The 20,796-nt window shown below is 43.0% G+C and carries 7 protein-coding genes and 1 pseudogene; 5 read left to right on the forward strand and 3 right to left on the reverse strand.

What is annotated here, in order from left to right; translation table 11 throughout:
- Positions 1-23 precede the first annotated feature (23 nt).
- A complete protein-coding gene (locus AACT52_RS03360; RefSeq protein ID WP_073629366.1) occupies positions 24-1,388 on the reverse strand; it encodes an LLM class flavin-dependent oxidoreductase in 1,365 nt (454 codons plus the stop codon).
- 351 nt (positions 1,389-1,739) lie between these two features.
- Positions 1,740-2,110, reverse strand: a pseudogene (locus tag AACT52_RS41170) (GFA family protein).
- 93 nt (positions 2,111-2,203) lie between these two features.
- Here AACT52_RS41170 and AACT52_RS03365 point away from each other — a divergent pair.
- Both AACT52_RS03365 and AACT52_RS41175 read left to right on the forward strand, forming a co-directional pair.
- Complete coding sequence (locus AACT52_RS03365) at positions 2,204-2,707, forward strand: hypothetical protein (protein WP_073629368.1); 504 nt, start codon at positions 2,204-2,206, stop codon at positions 2,705-2,707.
- Complete coding sequence (locus tag AACT52_RS41175; protein ID WP_073629370.1) at positions 2,685-2,930, forward strand: hypothetical protein; 246 nt, start codon at positions 2,685-2,687, stop codon at positions 2,928-2,930. The genes AACT52_RS03365 and AACT52_RS41175 overlap by 23 nt, the downstream gene beginning before the upstream one ends.
- A gap of 164 nt (positions 2,931-3,094) precedes the next feature.
- Here the strand turns inward: AACT52_RS41175 and AACT52_RS03375 are convergent, their stop codons facing one another.
- Positions 3,095-3,232: a hypothetical protein gene (locus tag AACT52_RS03375; protein WP_158054554.1), complete on the reverse strand. Its 138-nt coding sequence runs from the start codon at positions 3,230-3,232 to the stop codon at positions 3,095-3,097.
- A 506-nt stretch (positions 3,233-3,738) separates the two neighbouring features.
- Between AACT52_RS03375 and AACT52_RS03380 the strand changes: the two genes are divergently transcribed.
- From AACT52_RS03380 to AACT52_RS03390, 3 genes are all read left to right on the forward strand, one after another.
- Positions 3,739-3,996: a hypothetical protein gene (locus AACT52_RS03380; protein WP_073629372.1), complete on the forward strand. Its 258-nt coding sequence runs from the start codon at positions 3,739-3,741 to the stop codon at positions 3,994-3,996.
- A 161-nt stretch (positions 3,997-4,157) separates the two neighbouring features.
- Positions 4,158-10,913 (forward strand): type I polyketide synthase, encoded by a 6,756-nt coding sequence (locus AACT52_RS03385; RefSeq protein ID WP_073629374.1) that lies wholly within the window; start codon positions 4,158-4,160, stop codon positions 10,911-10,913.
- A complete protein-coding gene (locus AACT52_RS03390; protein WP_073629376.1) occupies positions 10,910-20,794 on the forward strand; it encodes a non-ribosomal peptide synthetase in 9,885 nt (3,294 codons plus the stop codon). The genes AACT52_RS03385 and AACT52_RS03390 overlap by 4 nt, the downstream gene beginning before the upstream one ends.
- Positions 20,795-20,796 lie beyond the last annotated feature (2 nt).

Raw genomic sequence — 20,796 nt, forward strand, 5'->3', positions numbered from 1 at the left:
CATCCGTGCCGTGAAAAATTTATTTACGCCAGCACCAATTTCTCATCCACTTGTTTAGCGGCAAAACGATTACCCGGACGGCGTAGTCCCAGATTTTCACGCAAGGTTCTGCCCTCGTATTCGGTACGGAACAGTCCGCGTTTTTGAAGGACAGGAACGACTAGATTAACGAAGTCATCTAATCCTGTGGGCAAGATTGGCGGCATGATATTAAAGCCATCTGCCGCACCATTGTTGAACCATTCTTCTAGTTGATCGGCAATGGTTTCGGGAGTACCAAGTATGGTGCGATGGCCTCGTGCGGTAGCTAGAGAGAGATATAACTGACGCAGGGTCAGATTGCCACGAGTAGCCAAATCCTTGACTAGTTTGAGACGGCTCTTGTTGGCGTTGGTGTCGCTGGGCAATTCGGGAGCTAGATCATCTAGGGAATATTTCGACAGATCCACGCCCTTGTAGTAGTTCTTTAAAATACCCCACGCTACATCGGGATGGATCAACGATTGTAGGAATTCGTATTTCTCTTGAGCTTCTTCTTCTGTACGACCAATGATTGGGAAAGCACCAGGCATGATTTTTAGATCATCTGGGGAACGCCCATATTTTACCAACCTGCCTTTGATATCAGCATAGAATTCCTGTGCATCAGCTAGGGTTTGATTGGCGGTGAAGATGACCTCAGCAGTGCCTGCAGCCAATTCCCGTCCTGTTTCAGAGGCTCCAGCTTGCACAATCACTGGGTAGCCTTGCGGCGGACGACCGACGTTCAAAGGACCTTTGACAGAAAAATGTTTGCCTTTGTGGTTAAGTATATGCAGTTTGTTTGGATCGAAATAAATCCCAGATTCTCTGTCACGGATAAAAGCATCATCTTCCCAGCTATCCCACAGTCCTTTTACGACTTCCACAAACTCTTCAGCGCGTTCATAACGCTGGTTGTGTTCTGGGTGATGCTCTAGTCCGAAATTAGCTGCGGCATTCTCATTGCCCGTGGTAACTACATTCCACCCCGCTCGTCCCTGACTCAAGTAGTCCAGGGAGGCAAACTTACGTGCAAGAGTATAGGGTTCTTCGTATGTAGTCGAGGCAGTGGCTATAAAACCAATGTTTTGAGTCACAGAGGACAAAGCAGAGAAGAGAGTCACTGGCTCGAAATGGACTATTTTTCCATTGCGGCTCTGAGTTTCTGGAGCCCCGCCCCAAACTCCTGGACTGTCCGCTAAGAAAACTGCATCGAACAAGCCGCGTTGGGCTGTCTGGGTAATTTCCTTGTAATGCTCGAAATTAAGCCCAGCATCTATTTGTGAATCAGGGTGTCGCCAGGCTGAGATATGATGTCCAGTGGCTTGAATAAATGCACCCAAACGAAATTTACGTGTTTTGCTCATCTGGTTTTTCTTTTCTTAGTAGTGCGTTTTGGCCAAACCCTCATGAATATTTGGTAAGGGGCTTATCAGAAAACGACAGTATTAAGCTTTCAACCGCTGACATACTCCCAAAAAATACTCGGATGGCAGAGTTATAAAATCCTTTTTCTATAAAGTTTTCAGGTACTCGTGTCACGCTTTCAGGAAAACACAAGTGTATTATATACTAATTGTTAGTTTATCAAACATTAAATATTGCAAATTATGATGTATCGGTGAGACAATAGCCACAGATGCTTGCTTAAGCGATCGCATCCTAAATAAAGTAAGATGGATTACAGCTTCAAACCCATCCTGTCTGGACTAAGAAAGTCATACACTATCGCGATTTCGGGAAAAACCGGGTAGTTCAGGATCAATATAAGCCCAAGATACTGCTGAATCAGTCCAAATTTGATCCCTCGGCTTAACCCACTGGGGATTGTCCAGACTTCCTGCTTTGAGCCAGACAAATTCCGGCTTTGCTGGCGCTCTTGTAAACAAGGGTGAACCGCATTCCGGGCAGAATTCGCGAGTGATTTTGTTGCCACTGTCCCCTGTTTTCGTATAACTCCTAACTTGACCTGCTACTATACAGAGTGCGGCTGATTGAAGACGAACCCAATCTTGAAAGCACTACCTGTGGTCTTTCTACAATCTCGACAATGGCAATAATTCGCTGCTCCTAGTTCTCCGTCATACAAACGTGGGTATGCCTTAGTTCTGGACTTTAGACTAAGGGACTTCCAAAGAATAAATTAATCAAAAAAAACTTAAGAGACAGTTATTAAGCAATAATGATAATCATTGGCAGGGGGGGGGGGAGAAAGCGCAAGTGGCAAGAGTATTTGCAGGAAAACGGTATTACAGAACGCGACGCGAATAAACGGATAAAGCTTGTGCGGTTGCCATTGGTGTTATGGCAGGTTGGGACAATCATGGCGCTTCAGTTAGTCACACCGATGATGGAGCCTGTACGAGATTACTTTACCGCGACTGGTGATAAGGTAACTCAAGAGGCTGTGCAAGCCAAGATGGACGACGTGAAGCTGATGCGGAAAATGGAGCGCGAACTACTGGCGGAGGAAGAAGAGGTCAGTGTTTGGAAGGTGGATAAGAATGGGCGACGGTATTGGGAGAGTGGGAAAAGTTATGACCAAGAGGCGGGAGTTGTATTGGAGGAATTGGTCAAAGAAACTGGGAAACTTCCTCAAACAATCATTTCTGAAGCGCTTTTGCAGATGGTAAATGGTGGCGTGAGCGTCTCGCGCCCCAGTGATGGACAAAAATCAGCTTGGTAAACCCACAGCTTCTCCAACGCTACGCTGGGTATTCCAATGTTTTCTATCAATTCACCTTGTCACAGTTTCTGGACACAAGCAGATTGCGAATCTAACTCCTGAGCGCTGCTGGGTTCTTCAGTTTTTCGGCAATCAGGCGAGCAAGCTCAACTCTACTTCAGTCGATGCCTACATCAATCAGGGCTTAACCTACTACCATTTTGAACAAGTTAAAAGTGAGTGAATTTTGTCAATACGTCTATAAGTATATAACTTTGCACGGTTTCTGATTCTCTAAATAGCACTGCTGGGTCGTTTTGTCAATTAATTAGTCTAAAAATCAATAGAGGAAAACAATGTAGAAAGCGATCGCTTCATGTGCCAGTGCCAGAATGCGATCGCTTTTTCTTAGAGGAAATTAGTAACAGTGTAGAAAGCGATCGCTACCACCAAAATAAATATTCCCGCAATCAAAAACCCTGCCCCAATCTCTGGAATTTCAAACCCTAACCCTACCTCATTAAGGAAAATTACCTCAATACCCATAGCTCTATTAATTGCTCGCGGTAGCTGGCAATCCAATCTCCTATTGCTAAAAATCCTTTATTTACGGCCGCGATTGCAAAGGTGCCAGTGCCCGCGCATGGCAATCGCCAGGGGAAATAAGGCTAGACACAATGGCAGGGTATGACGTTAACCAGCACGGCGACGGGGGTCTCTAAGCTCCACAAAAGCTTCGATAATTGCTGGTTGACTCATGGTAGTAGATACATTCCATTTTTAGTGCTGCATTTTACCATACAACTTTTACATTTAGAATGAAATAGCTCTGTGCATTTACCTTGATTTTTTTGTTAATTACTTTCTTAACTTTCTTAACTTTCTTAACTTTCTTAACTTTCTTAACTTTCTTAACTTTCTTAACTTTCTTAACTTTCTTAACTTTCTTAACTTTCTTGTTTTAAATGCTGTTGCATTGTATCTATAAAAATGAGATTATGCTTGAGTTGAAATTATTAAGTATGTTAAGTTAAACTAAGCAAGCTTTTTCAATGATAAATTATAAATTAGTCTTTATTAAAAAAAAAGTAAAGTCATTAGTCATATCAGGAGTTAGTTATGTTGCGGTTGCAGCCGCCCTTACAGCGCTGGGAATTGCGTTTGGTATCGTAGGAGGTATGGAGATGTTTGGTCTAATAACGGTTGTAGGAAATACTCTAATGAGATATGGAATTAAATTTATTATCAAGGCTATTTATGCAAAATGTAGCAAGACCGAATCTGTTAAGATTTCTTCTCAAATAAATTAAAAATTGACTTATTATAGAAGAGCGAAAACCTTGTCATATAATTTAGAGCATTTTTATCAAAAGTGTAGTAAGGTAATATTGATTTTAAAAATACAATATTTAGGAAGATGTAGAAGCTAATACAGTTAAAGAATTAGAGTTAGTTTTGAGTGAGTTGAATTATGAACGATGAAGCAGAGATTAGTAACATTGAGTCAGAGGCGATCGCCATTATTGGTATAGGGTGTAAATTTCCAGGAGCAAATAATTATAATGAGTTTTGGGAAAATTTAGAGAAAGGGGTTAATAGTATAACTGAGATACCTCAAGAGCGATGGAATATTGATAATTTTTATTCTTCAAATATGGAACTTCCCAATACAAGTACTAGTAAATGGGGAGGGTTTATCGAAGATGTAGATAAATTTGACGCAAATTTTTTTCAGATATCAAAGCGAGAAGCTCGGCGAATAGATCCTCAACAAAGGATCATGCTAGAACTGAGTTGGTCATGCTTAGAAGATGCTGGATATTCACCATTAGAATTATCAGGAAATAACGTTGGTGTTTTTATTGGTGTTTGTAATTTCGATTATAAAGAATTACAAGATAAGGGCGAATTCATTGAAGGATATAATTCTACAGGTACATATACTTCTATTATTCCAAATCGAATTTCCTACTTTTTCAACTTTCATGGACCGAGTATTCCTATAGATACTGCTTGTTCTAGCTCACTTGTAGCCATACACCAAGCAGTGAATGCACTCAATCAAAATGAATGTGAGATGGCATTAGTTGGTGGTGTCAGTGTATTGTGTACGCCGACTAGTTATATCTCTTTTAGTAAATTGGGTATGTTATCACCTGAAGGTAAATGCAAAACCTTTGATGCTCAAGCAGACGGTTATGTGCGAGGTGAAGGGGCAGGTGTCATTTTATTAAAACCTTTAAAGAAAGCAATTAAGGATAAAAATTATATTTATGGAATAGTTAAAGGAAGCGCCATAAATCATGGTGGTCATGCGCGTACTTTAACCTCTCCCAATGCTTATTCTCAATCACAAGTTGTGAGGTCTGCATGTATAAAGGCAAATATTACACCTGATACAGTATCTTATATAGAAGCTCATGGAACAGGTACGCCGTTAGGCGATCCAATTGAAATTAATGCTTTAAAACGAGCATATACACAACTATATCAGCACTATGGTATTGAACAAACCGCAGAAAGCTATTGTGGATTAGGTTCAGTCAAAACAAATATTGGACATTTAGAATCAGCAGCAGGTATTGCCGGGATTATAAAAGTATTATTGGCAATGAAATATAAAAAATTGCCAACAATTAACAACTTTCAGCAATTAAATCCTCGGATCAAGTTAGATGGTAGTCCCTTTTATATAGTTAAAGAAACAAAAGATTGGGAACATTTAAAGACAAAAGAAGGAAAAATTATTCCTAGACGAGCAGGGGTAAGTTCCTTTGGTTTTGGGGGTGTTAATGCCCATGTAATTCTAGAAGAGTCGTCAGTGCCAGAAGAAATAGTGGTGACGACAATTGAGCGTCCAAGTCACTTGATAGCACTTTCGGCGAAAACTGATAAAGCTCTAGAAGAACTAGCAAAAAGATATCAAATTTATTTAAAATCTGATTTAAAGATATCGTTAGCAGATATTTGTTACACTGCCAACACTGGGCGAAGCTCCGGAGGAGCCGCTTCGCTAACGCATTTTGACTACCGCCTTGCTATTGTGGCCGACTCTAGAGAGCAGTTGGTCGATCGACTCACTGCTTTCGCATCTGGGAAAGACACCGCCGGCTTAATTAGCGATAAACCTGGCAAAAAGCCAGCAAAGATAGCTTTTTTATTCACTGGTCAAGGCTCCCAGTACATTAATATGGGTCGCCAACTCTACGATAGCCAACCCATCTTCCGCCAAACTATCGAGCAGTGCGATGAAATTCTCCGTCCTTATCTGAAGCATTCTTTGTTACAAGTACTTTATCCTACCCAGGCTCTTGAGCAATCATCTTTGTTGGATCAAACCGCCTATACCCAACCAGCATTGTTTGCTTTTGAATATGCCCTGTATCAACTGTGGAAATCTTGGGGCATTGAACCAAATGTGGTGATGGGTCATAGTGTAGGCGAATATGTTGCGGCAACTGTCGCAGGCGTTTTCAGCCTAGAAGATGGACTTAAACTCATCGTCTATCGGGGGCAGTTAATGCAGCAATTGCCTTCTGGAGGCGAGATGGTTTCACTGATGGCTTCAGAGGAAAGAGTGCGAGAAGTTATAGCGCCATTTCATGACACAGTGGCATTAGCAGCCATCAACGGGCCTGAAAGTGTAGTGATTTCGGGAGCCGGTGAAGACATTGCTGCTATTTGTCAGCAACTGTCAACACAGGGGGTAAAAACGAAGCGGTTACAAGTATCCCATGCTTTCCATTCTCCATTCATGACACCCATGTTGAAGGAGTTTGAGCAAGTAGCTAGTCAAATAACCTACAATCAACCCCAGATATCATTAGTCTCTAATATCACCGGACAACTTGCTAACGAGAATATCACCAATGCACAATACTGGGTGAATCACATCCGGCAAACAGTGCGGTTTGCCGATAGTATGCAGACATTGTATCAACTTGGGCATGAAGTCTTTTTAGAGGTTGGGCCTAAGCCAATTTTGTTGGGTATGGGTCGTGAGTGCTTGCCTGAGGGTGTGGGTTGGTGGTTGCCTTCTCTGCGTCCGGGAGTGCCAGAATGGCAACAGTTGCTTTCTAGTTTGGGTGAGTTATATGTAGGTGGAATGGCAGTAGATTGGTCAGGGTTTGACCGCGACTATTTCCGCAAGAAAGTTACATTACCCACTTATCCGTTTCAACGACAGCGCTATTGGATTGAGAATACACCCCCTAAACCTCAACGGCAACAAAACTCGACAAAACTGCACCCATTATTAGACAAAAAGCTTCAGTTGCCCTTAAGCAAAGAAATTTTGTTTGAGTCTGAATTCAGTACCCAAACCCTACCGTTTTTAGTAGATCATCAAGTTTATAACCAAATTGTTGTGCCTGGAGCCTGTTATCTCTCCTTGCTATTGGGTGCAGCAGGATTGACTTTCGCCAGTGAGTCATGTTTGTTAGAGAATATAGTTTTCCCTCAGGCATTGGTTATCCCTGAAGATAAAGCACGCACAGTGCAGGTGGTGCTGTCTTTTGAGGAGAGTAGCGCATCTTTCAAACTCATCAGCTTTGATACAGTTCCGAATGGGAGTACTCAGGTAAGTCAGTGGCTAGTCCATGCCACAGGGAAAATCTCACAAGGCGTTAACATTACACCAGAAACTGTCTTTCTCCAAGAGATACAGACGCGCTGTACTCAACAAATAGCTGCTGTGGAAATTTCCCAAAGTTTGCAAAAGCGGCAGATTCAATTTGGTGCAAGCTTCCAGTGGCTTGATTGTGTTTGGTGTGGAGAAGGAGAAGCCCTAGCCAAGCTCAAATGGCTTGACCTAATAAATGATTTAGAGGAGTATCAATTATATCCAGGTCTTCTGGATTCCTGCTTGCAACTGACCAGCATTTTCTTCCCTAGCGAAGACACTTTTGTACCCTTCGCAATTGAGAGTTTCCAATTTTACCAACGTCCCCAAAGTAAGCAGTTATGGTGTCATGCAGTACGATGTCTACGAGGGGCTACGCCTACGCAGTCTGAGAACTCCGATTCAGACAACCTTGTAGCAAATATCAGGCTATTTGACGCTAACGGACAGTTGGTTGCAGAAATCAAAGGCTTCGAGGCTAAAAAAGCGACTCCCAACACTTTGTTGCAAAGTCTCCAGCTAGACTTTAAAGAAAATTCTGTAGAGAATTGGCTGTATGAAGTAGAGTGGCTTCCTCAAGTGCGCTTTAGCAATGAGCAACTGTCTCCAAATTACCTGCCAGCACTTGCAGAAATTAGCCGTAAACTTCAGCCACAATATTCTCAATTGATGGCTGAACCACAGCTAAAAGTTTATCAGGCAGCAGCCAGCCAGTTAGAAGCACTCAGCATTAACTATGTGCTGCAAGCCCTGACAGCAATGGGGTGGAAATTACAACTAGGGCAGCGCTTCACAACAGGTGCGATCGCTAACCAGTTAGGAGTAGTCAGCCAACATCAACGGCTATTCAAGCGACTACTAGAGATGTTAGCAGAAGTAGGGGTGTTAGAGGCAAAAGCTTTGGAATGGCAAGTTATCCGCGAGCTAGAAGACATCGCTCCGCAAGCTGAATTAAATGCTCTGTTAACTCAATATCCAATAGCAAATGCTGAATTCACTCTTCTAGGACGTTGCGGCCCATCATTAGCCCAAGTACTAAGGGGCGAATGCGATCCATTGCAATTGCTTTTCCCCGAAAACGACTCAACTACAGCCCAGTTATATGAAAATTCGCCACTGACAAAAGTGGTGAATATCTTAGCTCAACAAGCCATAGTTTCACTTGTCGAGCATTTACCAACTGGACGGGGATTAAGAATATTGGAAATTGGTGCGGGAACTGGTGGAACAACCTCTTATCTACTACCACATTTATCCTGTGAGCAAACCGAATACCACTTCAGCGATATTGGGATCTCTTTTACTCAAAAAGCCCAAGAGAAATTCCAGGATTTCCCATTTGTAAAATATCAAGTATTAGACATTGAAAAAGATCCCTTCAGCCAAGGATTTGAAAAGCAGCAATATGATGTAATTGTGGCTGCCAATGTCTTGCACGCTACCCAAGATTTACAACAAACCCTCAAACACACCAAGCAATTATTAGCACCACAGGGCATATTAATTTTATTGGAAACAACTCAGCGTCAGCGTTGGCTGGACTTAATCTTTGGGTTAACTCCAGGATGGTGGCGATTTAGTGATTTGCACTTGCGCCCAGACTATCCCTTAATTAGTGCTACCCAATGGGAAGAAGTATTGCAAGAAAGTGGGTTTACAAGCACAGTTAATATATCATCTACTCAACAGACTCAAAGCGTTTTATCTCCAGCAATGCTAATGCTGGCACAAGTACCACCATCACCAAACGAGTCGGTACAAGTTGAGCCAAAACATTGGCTGTTATTCGCAGATCAGCAAGGCATAGCGCAACAGTTAGCTGATAAGCTAGATACTCACTCACAACTTTGTACCTTGGTATTTGTTGGTGAGGAATATGAACAATTAGATCAGCAACAATTCAAAATTAACCCAAGCAACCCACAACATTATCAAAAGCTATTGCAGGCAATCAATAGCAAACCCTTGAATTTGTATGGTGTCGTTCATTGCTGGAGTTTAGATACAGTTAAAGCAGCAGAACTCACCGCAACCGATTTAACTGCGGCATCTTTACTAGGATGTGGTAGCACCTTGCATTTAGTCCAGGCATTGACAGGGGCTAATTTATCTGCCCATCCTCGCCTCTGGTTAGTAACTCAGGGAGCAGTGGCGATCAGCTACGCTGGGCGGAATGCGATCGCCAATCTAGAGGGAGTAGCGCAATCAAGCTTGTGGGGAATGGCAAGGGCGATCGCTAGGGAACATCCAGAATTCAACTGTGTGCGGGTAGATTTAGCTCCAAAGGCAGATGCAAAAGTGGTGCAAGCCTTATTTGAGGAAATTTGGTTCCCGACTACAGAAGACCAGGTTGCCTTTACAGACCAACTGCGTTATGTCGCTAGGTTAACTCGCTACCAGAAGCCTAAAGATTATCTAGAAACAGCAGCGCCCAAAGCTCTAAGGTTCCGTGAAGATAGTACCTACCTGATAACAGGCGGTATGGGTGGTTTGGGTTTATTGGTAGCTCGTTGGATGGTGCAACGGGGAGCAAGGCATTTGGTGTTAGTTGGGCGTAGTAGTGCAAGTGTTGCTGTTCATGAGCAACTTCAAGAGTTAGAACAGGCTGGCGCTCAAGTAAATGTTGTTCAGGCTGATGTGTCTAATGTCGAACAAATCACAAAAGTACTCTCGGAAATTGAGCAAACTCTACCACCACTGCGCGGAATTATTCATTCTGTTGGTGTTTTAGATGATGGCGTTCTACAACAACAAAACTGGCAACGCTTTACAAAAGTTTTGGCTCCAAAAGTAGAAGGAGCTTGGCATCTGCATACTTTAACTCAGAACCAGCCTTTAGACTTTTTTGTGATGTTTTCTTCTATAGCTTCTTTACTTGGTAATGCAGGTCAATCTAACCATGCGGCAGCCAATGCTTTTCTTGATGCTTTAGCCTATCATCGCCAGGCTCAAGGACTAGCAGGTTTGAGCATTAACTGGGGAGCTTGGTCACAAGTAGGAGCCTTCGCAGAGCGTCAACTTGATGAGCAAACAAAAACACGGGGTATTGGAACGTTTGCCCCAGAACAGGGATTAGTTGCTTTGGAGCAATTACTGTGTCAAACCTCTACTCAAGTTGCAGTTATGCCTATGAATTGGGTGCAGTTTTTGGAAAAATCCAATTCAGTTTCGCCGTTGTTCACTAACTTTTTGCAAACTTCAGTAAAAACTGTGGTTATGCAATCTGAGATGGTTGAACAAATAAAGACAACAAATATTACCAAGCGCCGAAAACTTTTGCAGGATCATATTTTTTCATTAGTGGCTAAAGTCCTCGGTTGGCATCTATCAGAATCCATTGATATACAGAAAAACTTTTTCGAGTTAGGGATGGATTCACTAACTTCTTTAGATTTGAAAAATCACCTGCAAAAGACTTTAAAATGCTCTTTACCGCTAAATTTGGTTTTTAAGTATCCTACTGTAGATTTGCTAACTGATTATTTATTGAAAGAACTTGGCTTCGATTCTGATGATAAATCAGAAAAAGAAGTTCAAGAGCAAATTAATAAGCCATTTCAACTAGTAAATATCAAAAGTAATAATAGAATTAAAATAGAGTTATGAATTTATTAGAATTTTTACAAGATATTTCTTTTAAAGGAATTGAGTTGGGGCATGATGGAGAAAAATTGCTAATAGATGGTTCGGAAAGTTTATTAACTCCTGATGTCATTGCTAAACTCAAACAACACAAAACTAAAATTTTACAGTTACTGCGCGATCGCCCAGATATTTTAAATATTTATCCTCTTTCCTACGGTCAACAATCCCTATGGTTTCTGTGGCAATTAGCACCTAAAAGCGCAGCCTATAATGTAGCTTTTACCTGTCGTATCTGTTCACCTATAAATGTTACGAATTTACAAAAAAGTCTACAAATTATTCTTGAACGTCATCCACAATTACGTAGCAAATTTTTTAAGCAAGATAATAATATTGTTCAACAGAGCCATCAAACTCAGTTCACAGATTTTCAGCAGATAAATGCCTCTACCTGGAAAGAGCAGGAGCTTGAGCAAAGAGTTTTTCAGGAATACCAACAACCCTTCAATATCGAAAATGATTCGATAATGCGGGTGCGTTTGTTCAGTTGCTCACAGCAGGAACATATCTTGTTAGTGACCATACACCATATTGCTGTTGATGCTTGGTCTGTACTATTACTAATAGAAGAGTTAATAACGGTTTATCTTGCACTAGAGCTAGGTGTTCAGCCATCTCTAACTCCTCTAAAGCACTCCTATATAGATTATGTTCGTTGGCAAAGAGAATTATTAACTAGTACTCAAGGAGAAAAGCTATGGAACTACTGGCAGCAAAAACTGGCAGGGGAGTTACCTGTACTCAACTTGCCAACAGATAGACCAAGACCAGCCATACAAACCTACAACGGCGCTTCTTATAATTTCAAAATATCCCAAAAGCTCACAGAACAACTGAAAAAGCTAGCTCAAGCAGAAGGCGTGACCCAATACATGGTTCTGCTAGCTGCATTTCAGGTTCTCTTGTATCGTTACACGGGGCAAGAGGATATTCTGGTTGGTGCGCCTACATCAGGTAGAACTCAACCGGAATTTATGCCATTAGTTGGCTATTTTGTCGATCCAGTGGTTATGCGGGCGAATCTTTCAGGAAATCCTAGTTTTCAAGAGTTTCTGACTCAAGTTTGCCAAACAGTATCAGAAGCATTAGCGCATCAGGATTTTCCCTTTGCTCTACTGGTAGAAAGATTGCAGCCACAGCGCGATCCGAGCCGTTCTCCTATCTTTGGGGCTGTATTCAACTTCCTTTTCCAGAACTTGGGGCAGTTTCAGCATACGCAACAACTGTGGTTAGGACGTGAAGTAGATAAAGAAGGAATTAAACTCAAACCTTTTGAAATGCCTCAGATGGAAGGTCAGTTTGATCTAAATCTGACGATCGCAGAAGCAAGTTCTTCTTTATCTGGGATTTTCAAGTACAACAGTGACCTTTTTGATGCCAGCACTATCGAGCGGATGCTGGGGCATTTTGTGACCTTGCTGGAAGCAATTGTAGCTAATCCACAACAAAAGATTTCGCAATTGCCAATGCTTACAGAAGTTGAGCAACACCAGTTATTGGTTGAGTGGAACAACACACAAGTGGAGTATCGCCAGGATAAGTGTATCCATCAGTTATTTGAGGAGCAGGTTGAGCGAACCCCGGATGCAGTAGCAGTTGTATTTGAAAATCAACAACTGACTTACCACCAGTTGAACTGTCGCGCTAACCAGTTGGCGCATTACTTGCAGTCTTTGGACGTGGGAGCAGATGTGCTGGTGGGGTTGTGTGTTGAGCGATCGCTAGAGATGCTGGTGGGACTATTGGGTATTCTCAAAGCGGGTGGAGCTTATGTGCCACTTGACCCAGAGTATCCGACTGAGCGTTTAAGCTTCATGTTAGAAGATGCTCAAGTTTCGGTGCTGCTGACCCAACAGCAATTAGTAGAGTCTGTTCCCAAACATCAGGCGCGTGTCGTCTGCTTAGACAGTGACTGGGAAAAAATTTCTCAAGAGTGCGAGTCAAAGCTGAAAAACACCGCGACATCAAGTAATCTAGCTTATGTCATCTACACTTCCGGTTCCACAGGTAAGCCCAAGGGCGTTTTAGTCAATCACTCAAATGTAGTTCGTTTGTTTGCAGCGACAAATTCTTGGTATCATTTCAACCAAGATGATGTGTGGACAATGTTCCACTCTTATGCATTCGACTTTTCCGTGTGGGAAATTTGGGGTGCTTTACTTTATGGTGGACGACTGGTAGTAGTACCTTATTTAGTGACGCGATCGCCCGAATCCTTCTTCGAGTTATTAACTCAAGAGAAAGTCACAATTCTCAATCAAACACCTTCAGCTTTCCGTCAGTTGATTCAAGCCGAACAGTCAACGGCAACTACTGGGGATTTGAACTTACGCTTGGTAATTTTTGGTGGAGAAGCCTTAGAACTCAAGAGCTTACAGCCTTGGTTTGAACGCTACGGCGACCAATTGCCACAGTTAGTAAATATGTACGGTATTACGGAAACAACTGTACATGTAACTTATCGTCCATTGAGTAAAACCGATTTAAATGGCACAGCAAGTGTAATTGGTCGTCCGATTCCCGACTTACAGGTGTATGTGCTGGATGAGTATAAACAGCCAGTGCCGATTGGTGTTCCTGGTGAAATGTACGTTGGTGGTGCAGGGGTGGCGCGTGGTTATCTCAATCGTCCGGAACTTACAGCACAAAGGTTTATATCTAGTCCTTTTGACAATTCAAAATTATATAAAACAGGAGACTTGGCTCGGTATTTGCCCAATGGCGAGTTAGAGTATTTAGGACGAATTGACCAACAAGTGAAAATTCGTGGCTTCCGCATTGAGTTGGGAGAAATTGAGGCACTACTGGCGCAACACCCAGCTGTTTGGGAAAGCGTGGTGGTGATACGAGAGGATGAACTTGACGACAAACGTTTAGTGGCTTACGTAGTGCCGAAGGTGAAACAATCTTCTACAGCCGCAGAATTACGTCAGTTCCTCGCCAACCAACTCCCCAGCTATATGGTGCCAAACACTTTTATGATGCTGGAATCCTTACCCCTAACATCTAACGGCAAAATAGACCGCCGCGCATTGCCAAAACCGGAGTTAGACAGCACACTGCTAGAAAAATTTGTCGCCCCACGCACTCCAATTGAAGAAATGCTGGCACAAATTTGGGCGCAAGTGCTGAAAGTAGAGCAAGTAAGCATTTACGATAACTTCTTTGAACTTGGGGGGCATTCGCTACTAGCAACCCAACTGCTTTCACGCATTCGCAACATTTTCAAAGTAGAACTACCATTGCGTAGTCTGTTTGCCGCAGCAACACTAGCCGAATTGGCACAAGAGATGGGGCAGTTGCAGCAACAAAACTTAGAAAAAACCTCCCTACCCATCTTACCAAGAGCAAGGGATGCAGAATTACCACTGTCCTATGGCCAACAGCGTTTGTGGTTTTTAGACCAGTTCGAGCCGAACAGCGCCATTTACAACATACCTACAGCTTTGCATCTTCAAGGAACTCTCAAGGTTGCGGCGTTAGAACAAAGCTTGCGAGAAATTATTTATCGCCATGAAGCGTTACGCACTAACTTCATCACAGTTGATGGAAAACCTTCTCAAATCATTCAAACACAAACAAATTGGACGTTCTCAGTTGTTGATTATCAGCATTTATCCACAATTGAACAAAAAATTGCCACACAGCAATTAGCGCAAAAACAACTTATTCAACCCTTTGACCTAGCAACTGAAGCATTAATCAGGGCGACATTAGTAGTGCTTAATAAGACAGAACACGTCTTGTTAGTGTATATGCATCATGTTGTCTCTGATGGCTGGTCAATGGGTGTATTTGTTCAGGAGTTAGCAGCACTGTACAATGCTTATTCAATAGGTCAACCGTCATCATTAGCACCACTACCGATTCAGTACGCAGATTTCGCAATCTGGCAAAGACAGTGGTTGCAAGGAGATATTCTCCAAAGCCAATTGATTTACTGGCAACAACAACTAGCAGATGCACCAGGTTTATTGTCGCTTCCCACAGACCGACCAAGACCTGCTGTGCAGAGTTTTGCAGGGGCATATCAACAGTTTGCACTTTCCAAGCAGCTAACTAGTGGGTTAATACAGTTAAGTCAAGAGCAAGGAGTTACCTTGTTCATGACGCTGTTGGCAGCTTATGATACTCTACTTTGCCGCTACACAGGCGTGGCAGACATTTTGGTTGGTTCACCGATCGCAAATCGCGATCGCAGTGAAATTGAAGGGTTGATTGGCTTTTTTGTCAATACCTTAGTGATGCGTACAGACTTATCAGGCAATCCTAGTTTCTGTGAGTTACTGGATCGTGTTCGGGAAATGGCGATGGATGCATACTCTCATCAGGATTTGCCTTTTGAAATGTTAGTAGAAGCATTACAGCCAGAACGGGATCTTAGCCATACACCACTGTTTCAGGTGGCGTTTGTCCTCCAAAATGCTCCCATGTCTCAATTGGAGTTGACTGGGTTAACCGCTAGTCCACTGGTAGTAGAAGGTACAACTTCCAGGTTTGATCTTACCTTATCAATGGAGAATACTGCTACTGGACTGGTTGGGCTTTGGGAATATAACACTGATTTGTTTGATGGCAGTACTATTGAGCGAATGACTGGTCATTTTATGACGTTGCTTGAAGGTATTATTGCTAATCCAGAGGAACGGATTTCTCAATTGCCTCTGTTGACACAAGTTGAGCAGCATCAGTTATTAGTTGAATGGAACGATACTCAAGCGGATTATCCCCAGGATAAATGCATCCATCAGTTGTTTGAGGAGCAGGTAGAGCGCACCCCGGATGCTATAGCAGTTGTGTTTGAAAATCAACAGATCACTTACCGAGAGTTGAACGCCAAAGCAAATCAGCTAGCACATTATCTACAAACCTTGGGTGTGGGGCCAGATGTGCTAGTGGGGTTGTGTGTTGAACGATCGCTAGAAACAATTGTGGGAATATTAGGTATTTTCAAAGTGGGTGGGGCTTATGTGCCACTTGACCCCGATTATCCGGTTGAGCGTTTGCAATTTATCTTAGAAGATGCTCAACTTTCAGGGCTGTTAACCCAACAGCAATTAGTAAAGTCTCTTCCCAAACATCAGGCGCGTGTCATCTGCTTAGACAGCGACTGGGAAAAAATTGCTCAAAAGTGCGAGTCAAACCCGAAAAACACCACCACACCCGATAACCTAGCATACGTTATCTACACTTCCGGTTCTACAGGCAAACCCAAGGGCGTTTTAGTCAACCACTCAAATGTAGTTCGTTTGTTTGCAGCGACAAACTCTTGGTATAGCTTCAACCCTCAAGATGTGTGGACAATGTTCCACTCTTATGCATTCGACTTTTCCGTATGGGAAATTTGGGGTGCTTTACTTTATGGTGGACGACTGGTAGTAGTACCTTATTTAGTGACGCGATCGCCTGAGTCTTTCTATGAATTGTTATGTCAAGAGAAAGTTACAATTCTCAATCAAACACCTTCAGCTTTCCGTCAGTTGATTCAAGCCGAACAGTCAACGGCAACTGGCAATTTGAACTTACGCTTAGTTATTTTCGGTGGGGAAGCCTTAGAACTGAAGAGTTTACAGCCTTGGTTTGAACGTCACGGCGACAAGTCACCCCAGTTAGTGAATATGTACGGGATTACGGAAACTACTGTACATGTAACTTATCGTCCATTGAGCAAAGCCGATTTGAACGGCACGGCAAGTGTAATTGGTCGTCCGATTCGCGACTTACAGGTGTATGTGCTAGATGAACATCTTCATCCAGTACCGATTGGCGTCGCAGGTGAGATGTATGTTGGTGGTGCTGGGGTTGCCCATGGCTATCTCAATCGTCCTGAACTGACAGCACAGAGGTTTATCTCTAATCCCTTTAGCAATAATCCAAAAGCGCGACTATATAAAACAGGTGACTTAGCACGTTATTTGCCTAATGGCGAGTTAGAGTATTTAGGGCGCATGGATCAACAAGCGAAGATTCGGGGCTTCCGCATTGAGTTGGGAGAAATTGAGGCATTACTGGCGCAACACCCAGCTGTTTGGGAAAGCGTGGTGCTGGTTCGGGAGGATGAACTTGATGACAAACGTTTAGTGGCTTACGTAGTACCGAAGACAGAACAATCTTCTACAGCCGCAGAACTGCGTCAGTTCCTCGCCAACCAACTCCCCAGTTATATGGTGCCAAACACTTTTGTGATGCTGGAATCCTTGCCCTTGACATCTAACGGCAAAGTAGACCGTCGCGCTTTACCTGCACCAGAATTAGACAGAACACTGCTAGAAAAATTTGTCGCCCCGCGCACGCCAATTGAAGAAATGCTGGCACAAATTTGGGCGCAAGTCCTGAAAGTGGAGCAGGTAGGTATACATGATAACTTCTTTGAACTTGGGGGACATTCACTACTAGCAACCCAACTGCTTTCACGCATTCGCACCAGCTTGAAAGTAGAACTACCATTGCGTAGTCTGTTTGCCGCCGCGACAGTTGCCGAATTAGCTCATCTTATTGGGCAGTTGCAGCAACAAAAGATAGAACTAATTTCTTCACCCATCTTACCAAGGGCAAGGGATGCAGAATTACCACTGTCTTATGCTCAACAGCGTTTGTGGTTTTTAGACCAGTTACAACCGAACAGCGCCTTCTACAACATACCCATAGCATTACATCTAGTAGGAACTTTCAATCAAGTAGCCTTAGAACAAAGCTTGCGAGAAATTATTCATCGCCACGAAGCGTTACGCACCAACTTCGTCATAGTTGATGGAAAACCTTCTCAAATCATTCAAATACAAACGAATTGGACAGTCTCAGTTGTTGAATTGCAACATCTGCCAACAAGCGAACAAGAAATTGCAAGACAGCAATTAGCGCAAAAACAAGCTATTCAACCATTTGACTTGGTGAACCAAGCATTAGTTAGGGCAACATTAGTAGTGCTGTCCGAGACAGAACACGACTTGTTGGTGTGTATGCATCACATTGTCTCTGATGGCTGGTCAATAGGTGTGTTTGTCAAAGAGCTAGCGGCACTGTACAATGCTTACTCTCAAGGTAAGCCCTTACCCTTAGCCCCATTGCCAATTCAGTACGCAGATTTCGCCATCTGGCAGCGAAACTGGTTGCAAGGGGATGTACTGCAAACTCAACTCTCGTACTGGCAACAACAACTGGCAAACGCACCAGCTTTCTTGTCGCTACCAGCCGACCGACCTAGACCAGCTGTGCAAACCTTTAATGGCGCACATCAAGAGTTTACACTTTCAAAGGAGCTAACTGCTAGACTGGCAAAACTGAGCCAGCAACAAGGAGTAACGCTATTCATGACGCTGTTGGCAGCGTTTGATACCCTACTTTACCGCTACACAGGACAAGAAGATATTTTAGTGGGGTCTCCTATTGCTAACCGCAATCGCAGTGAAATAGAAGGGTTAATTGGCTTTTTTGTCAATACCTTAGTGATGCGTACCAACTTATCAGGCGATCCTAGCTTTAGCGAATTACTTGGTCGCGTTCGAGAAATGGCAATGGATGCCTACTCTCATCAGGACTTGCCATTTGAAATGCTAGTAGAAGCATTACAGCCAGAACGGGATCTAGGCCACACACCACTGTTCCAAGTGATGTTTGTCCTTGAGAATGCGCCCATGCTTCAAATAGAGTTGGCTGGGTTAAATGTCACTCCATTGATGACAGCAAGCACAACGGCAAAGTTTGATTTAACTTTAGCAATGGAGAGCACCGCTACTGGACTAGTGGGGTGGTGGGTATATAACACAGACTTGTTTGATGTATCTACCATTGAGCGAATAACGGGTCATTTTTTGAGATTGCTTGAAGGTATTGTTGCTAATCCCAAAAAGCGAATTTCTCAATTGCCCCTGTTGACACAACCTGAGCAACAACAGTTATTAGTTGAATGGAACGATACTCAAGCGGATTATCCCCAGGATAAATGCATCCATCAGTTGTTTGAGGAGCAAGTTCAGCTTACCCCCGATGCGATCGCAGTTGTGTTTGTAGACGCGCAAAGCGCGGCTTCTCGTTCGCGTAGCGTCTCCGACAGGAGAAGAGTAAATCAACAACTGACTTACCAGCAGTTGAATACCAAAGCTAATCAATTGGCGCATTACTTGCGTTCTTTGGGCGTAAAACCAGATGTACTGGTAGGGTTGTGTCTAGAACGCTCACTAGACATGGTGATAGGACTTTTGGGAATTCTTAAGGCGGGTGGGGCTTATGTGCCACTTGATCCTGACTATCCCCAAGAACGTTTGAGCTTCATGTTAGAAGATGCTCAAGTTTCAGTACTGCTGACTCAACAGCGACTTGTTGACAAACTGTCACAGCATCAAGCAAACCTTGTCTGTTTGGATGAGGTATGGTCACAAATTAGCCAAAACAATCAAGATAATCCCGTCAGTGAAGTCAGAGCTTTTCATATAGCTAATGTAATTTACACGTCAGGATCTACAGGCAGACCCAAGGGCGTGATGGTTGAGCATACCGGACTGTGCAACTTAGCTCAAGCTCAAATTCAAACTTTTGGCTTGCAAAACTTCAGTCGTATTCTCCAGTTTGCTTCCCTGAGTTTTGATGCTTCTATCTGGGAAGTCGTGATGGCTTGGGGATCAGGGGCAACACTTTACCTGGGAACAAAAGACTCTTTACTGCCAGGGAAACTATTAATTGAGCAGTTAGGCAATCATGCCATTACCCATATCACGCTTCCACCATCGGCCTTAGCAGTTATGCCAGCAGAGGAACTTCCGGCATTGCAGACTATGATTGTGGCAGGAGAAGCTTGTTCTTCTGAATTAATAAGGCAGTGGTCTGCTGGCAGAAACTTTTTCAACGCTTACGGTCCGACGGAAGCTACTGTCTGTGCCACGATTGCAAAATGCACTGATGGCGATGAGAAAATTTCTATTGGTAGAGCGATCGCCAATACACAAGTCTATATTTTAGACAAAAATTTGCAACCACTGCCGATTGGTGTGCCTGGAGAGTTACACATCGGTGGTGTGGGGTTAGCCAGAGGCTACCTCAACCGTCCAGAGTTGACACAAGAGAAATTCATCTCCAATCCGTTTGAAGAGGTAGGGAGGAGTAAATTATATAAAACTGGAGATTTGGCGCGTTACTTACCAAACGGCAATATCGAATACTTGGGCCGAATTGATAACCAAGTAAAAATACGTGGTTTCCGCATTGAGTTAGGCGAGGTTGAAGCAGTATTGAGCCAACATGATGATGTGCAGATATGTTGTGTCATCGCCCGTGAAGAAATTCCAAGTAATAAACGCTTAGTCGCTTACATAGTACCGCATCCACAGGCGATACCCACAACCAGCGAACTACGACAGTTCCTTTCTAATAAACTGCCTGGGTATATGGTGCCAGCCGCTTTTGTGATGCTGGAGTCTTTACCCCTGACACCTAACGGCAAAGTAGACCGTCGCGCTCTACCTGACCCAGATTTACATCAGGAAGTATCAGATTATGTAATGCCAAATACGGAAGTAGAAAAAATCATTGCTGGCATTTGGCAAAAAGCGCTGGAAGTAGAAAAGGTAGGAGTTTACAATAATTTCTTTGAACTAGGAGGGCATTCGTTACTACTAGTACGAATTAATCAGCAATTGCAAGAAATATTTGGTTTAGAACTATCAATAGTTGATATGTTTAATTACCCAACTATACATACTTTAAGCCAATATTTGAATACTAAATCCAATCAAGAAAATAAGTCTATAGAAAAGAGTTCTCGTACTCAAGCTTATAGTGATAGTAAATCTTTAAGGAATCAACAATTACAACTTAGACAACAGCATCGTTCTCAGAAAAAAAGGTAAAA

The sequence above is a fragment of the Scytonema sp. HK-05 genome, from assembly GCF_963872035.1.
GTDB lineage: Bacteria > Cyanobacteriota > Cyanobacteriia > Cyanobacteriales > Nostocaceae > Kalymmatonema.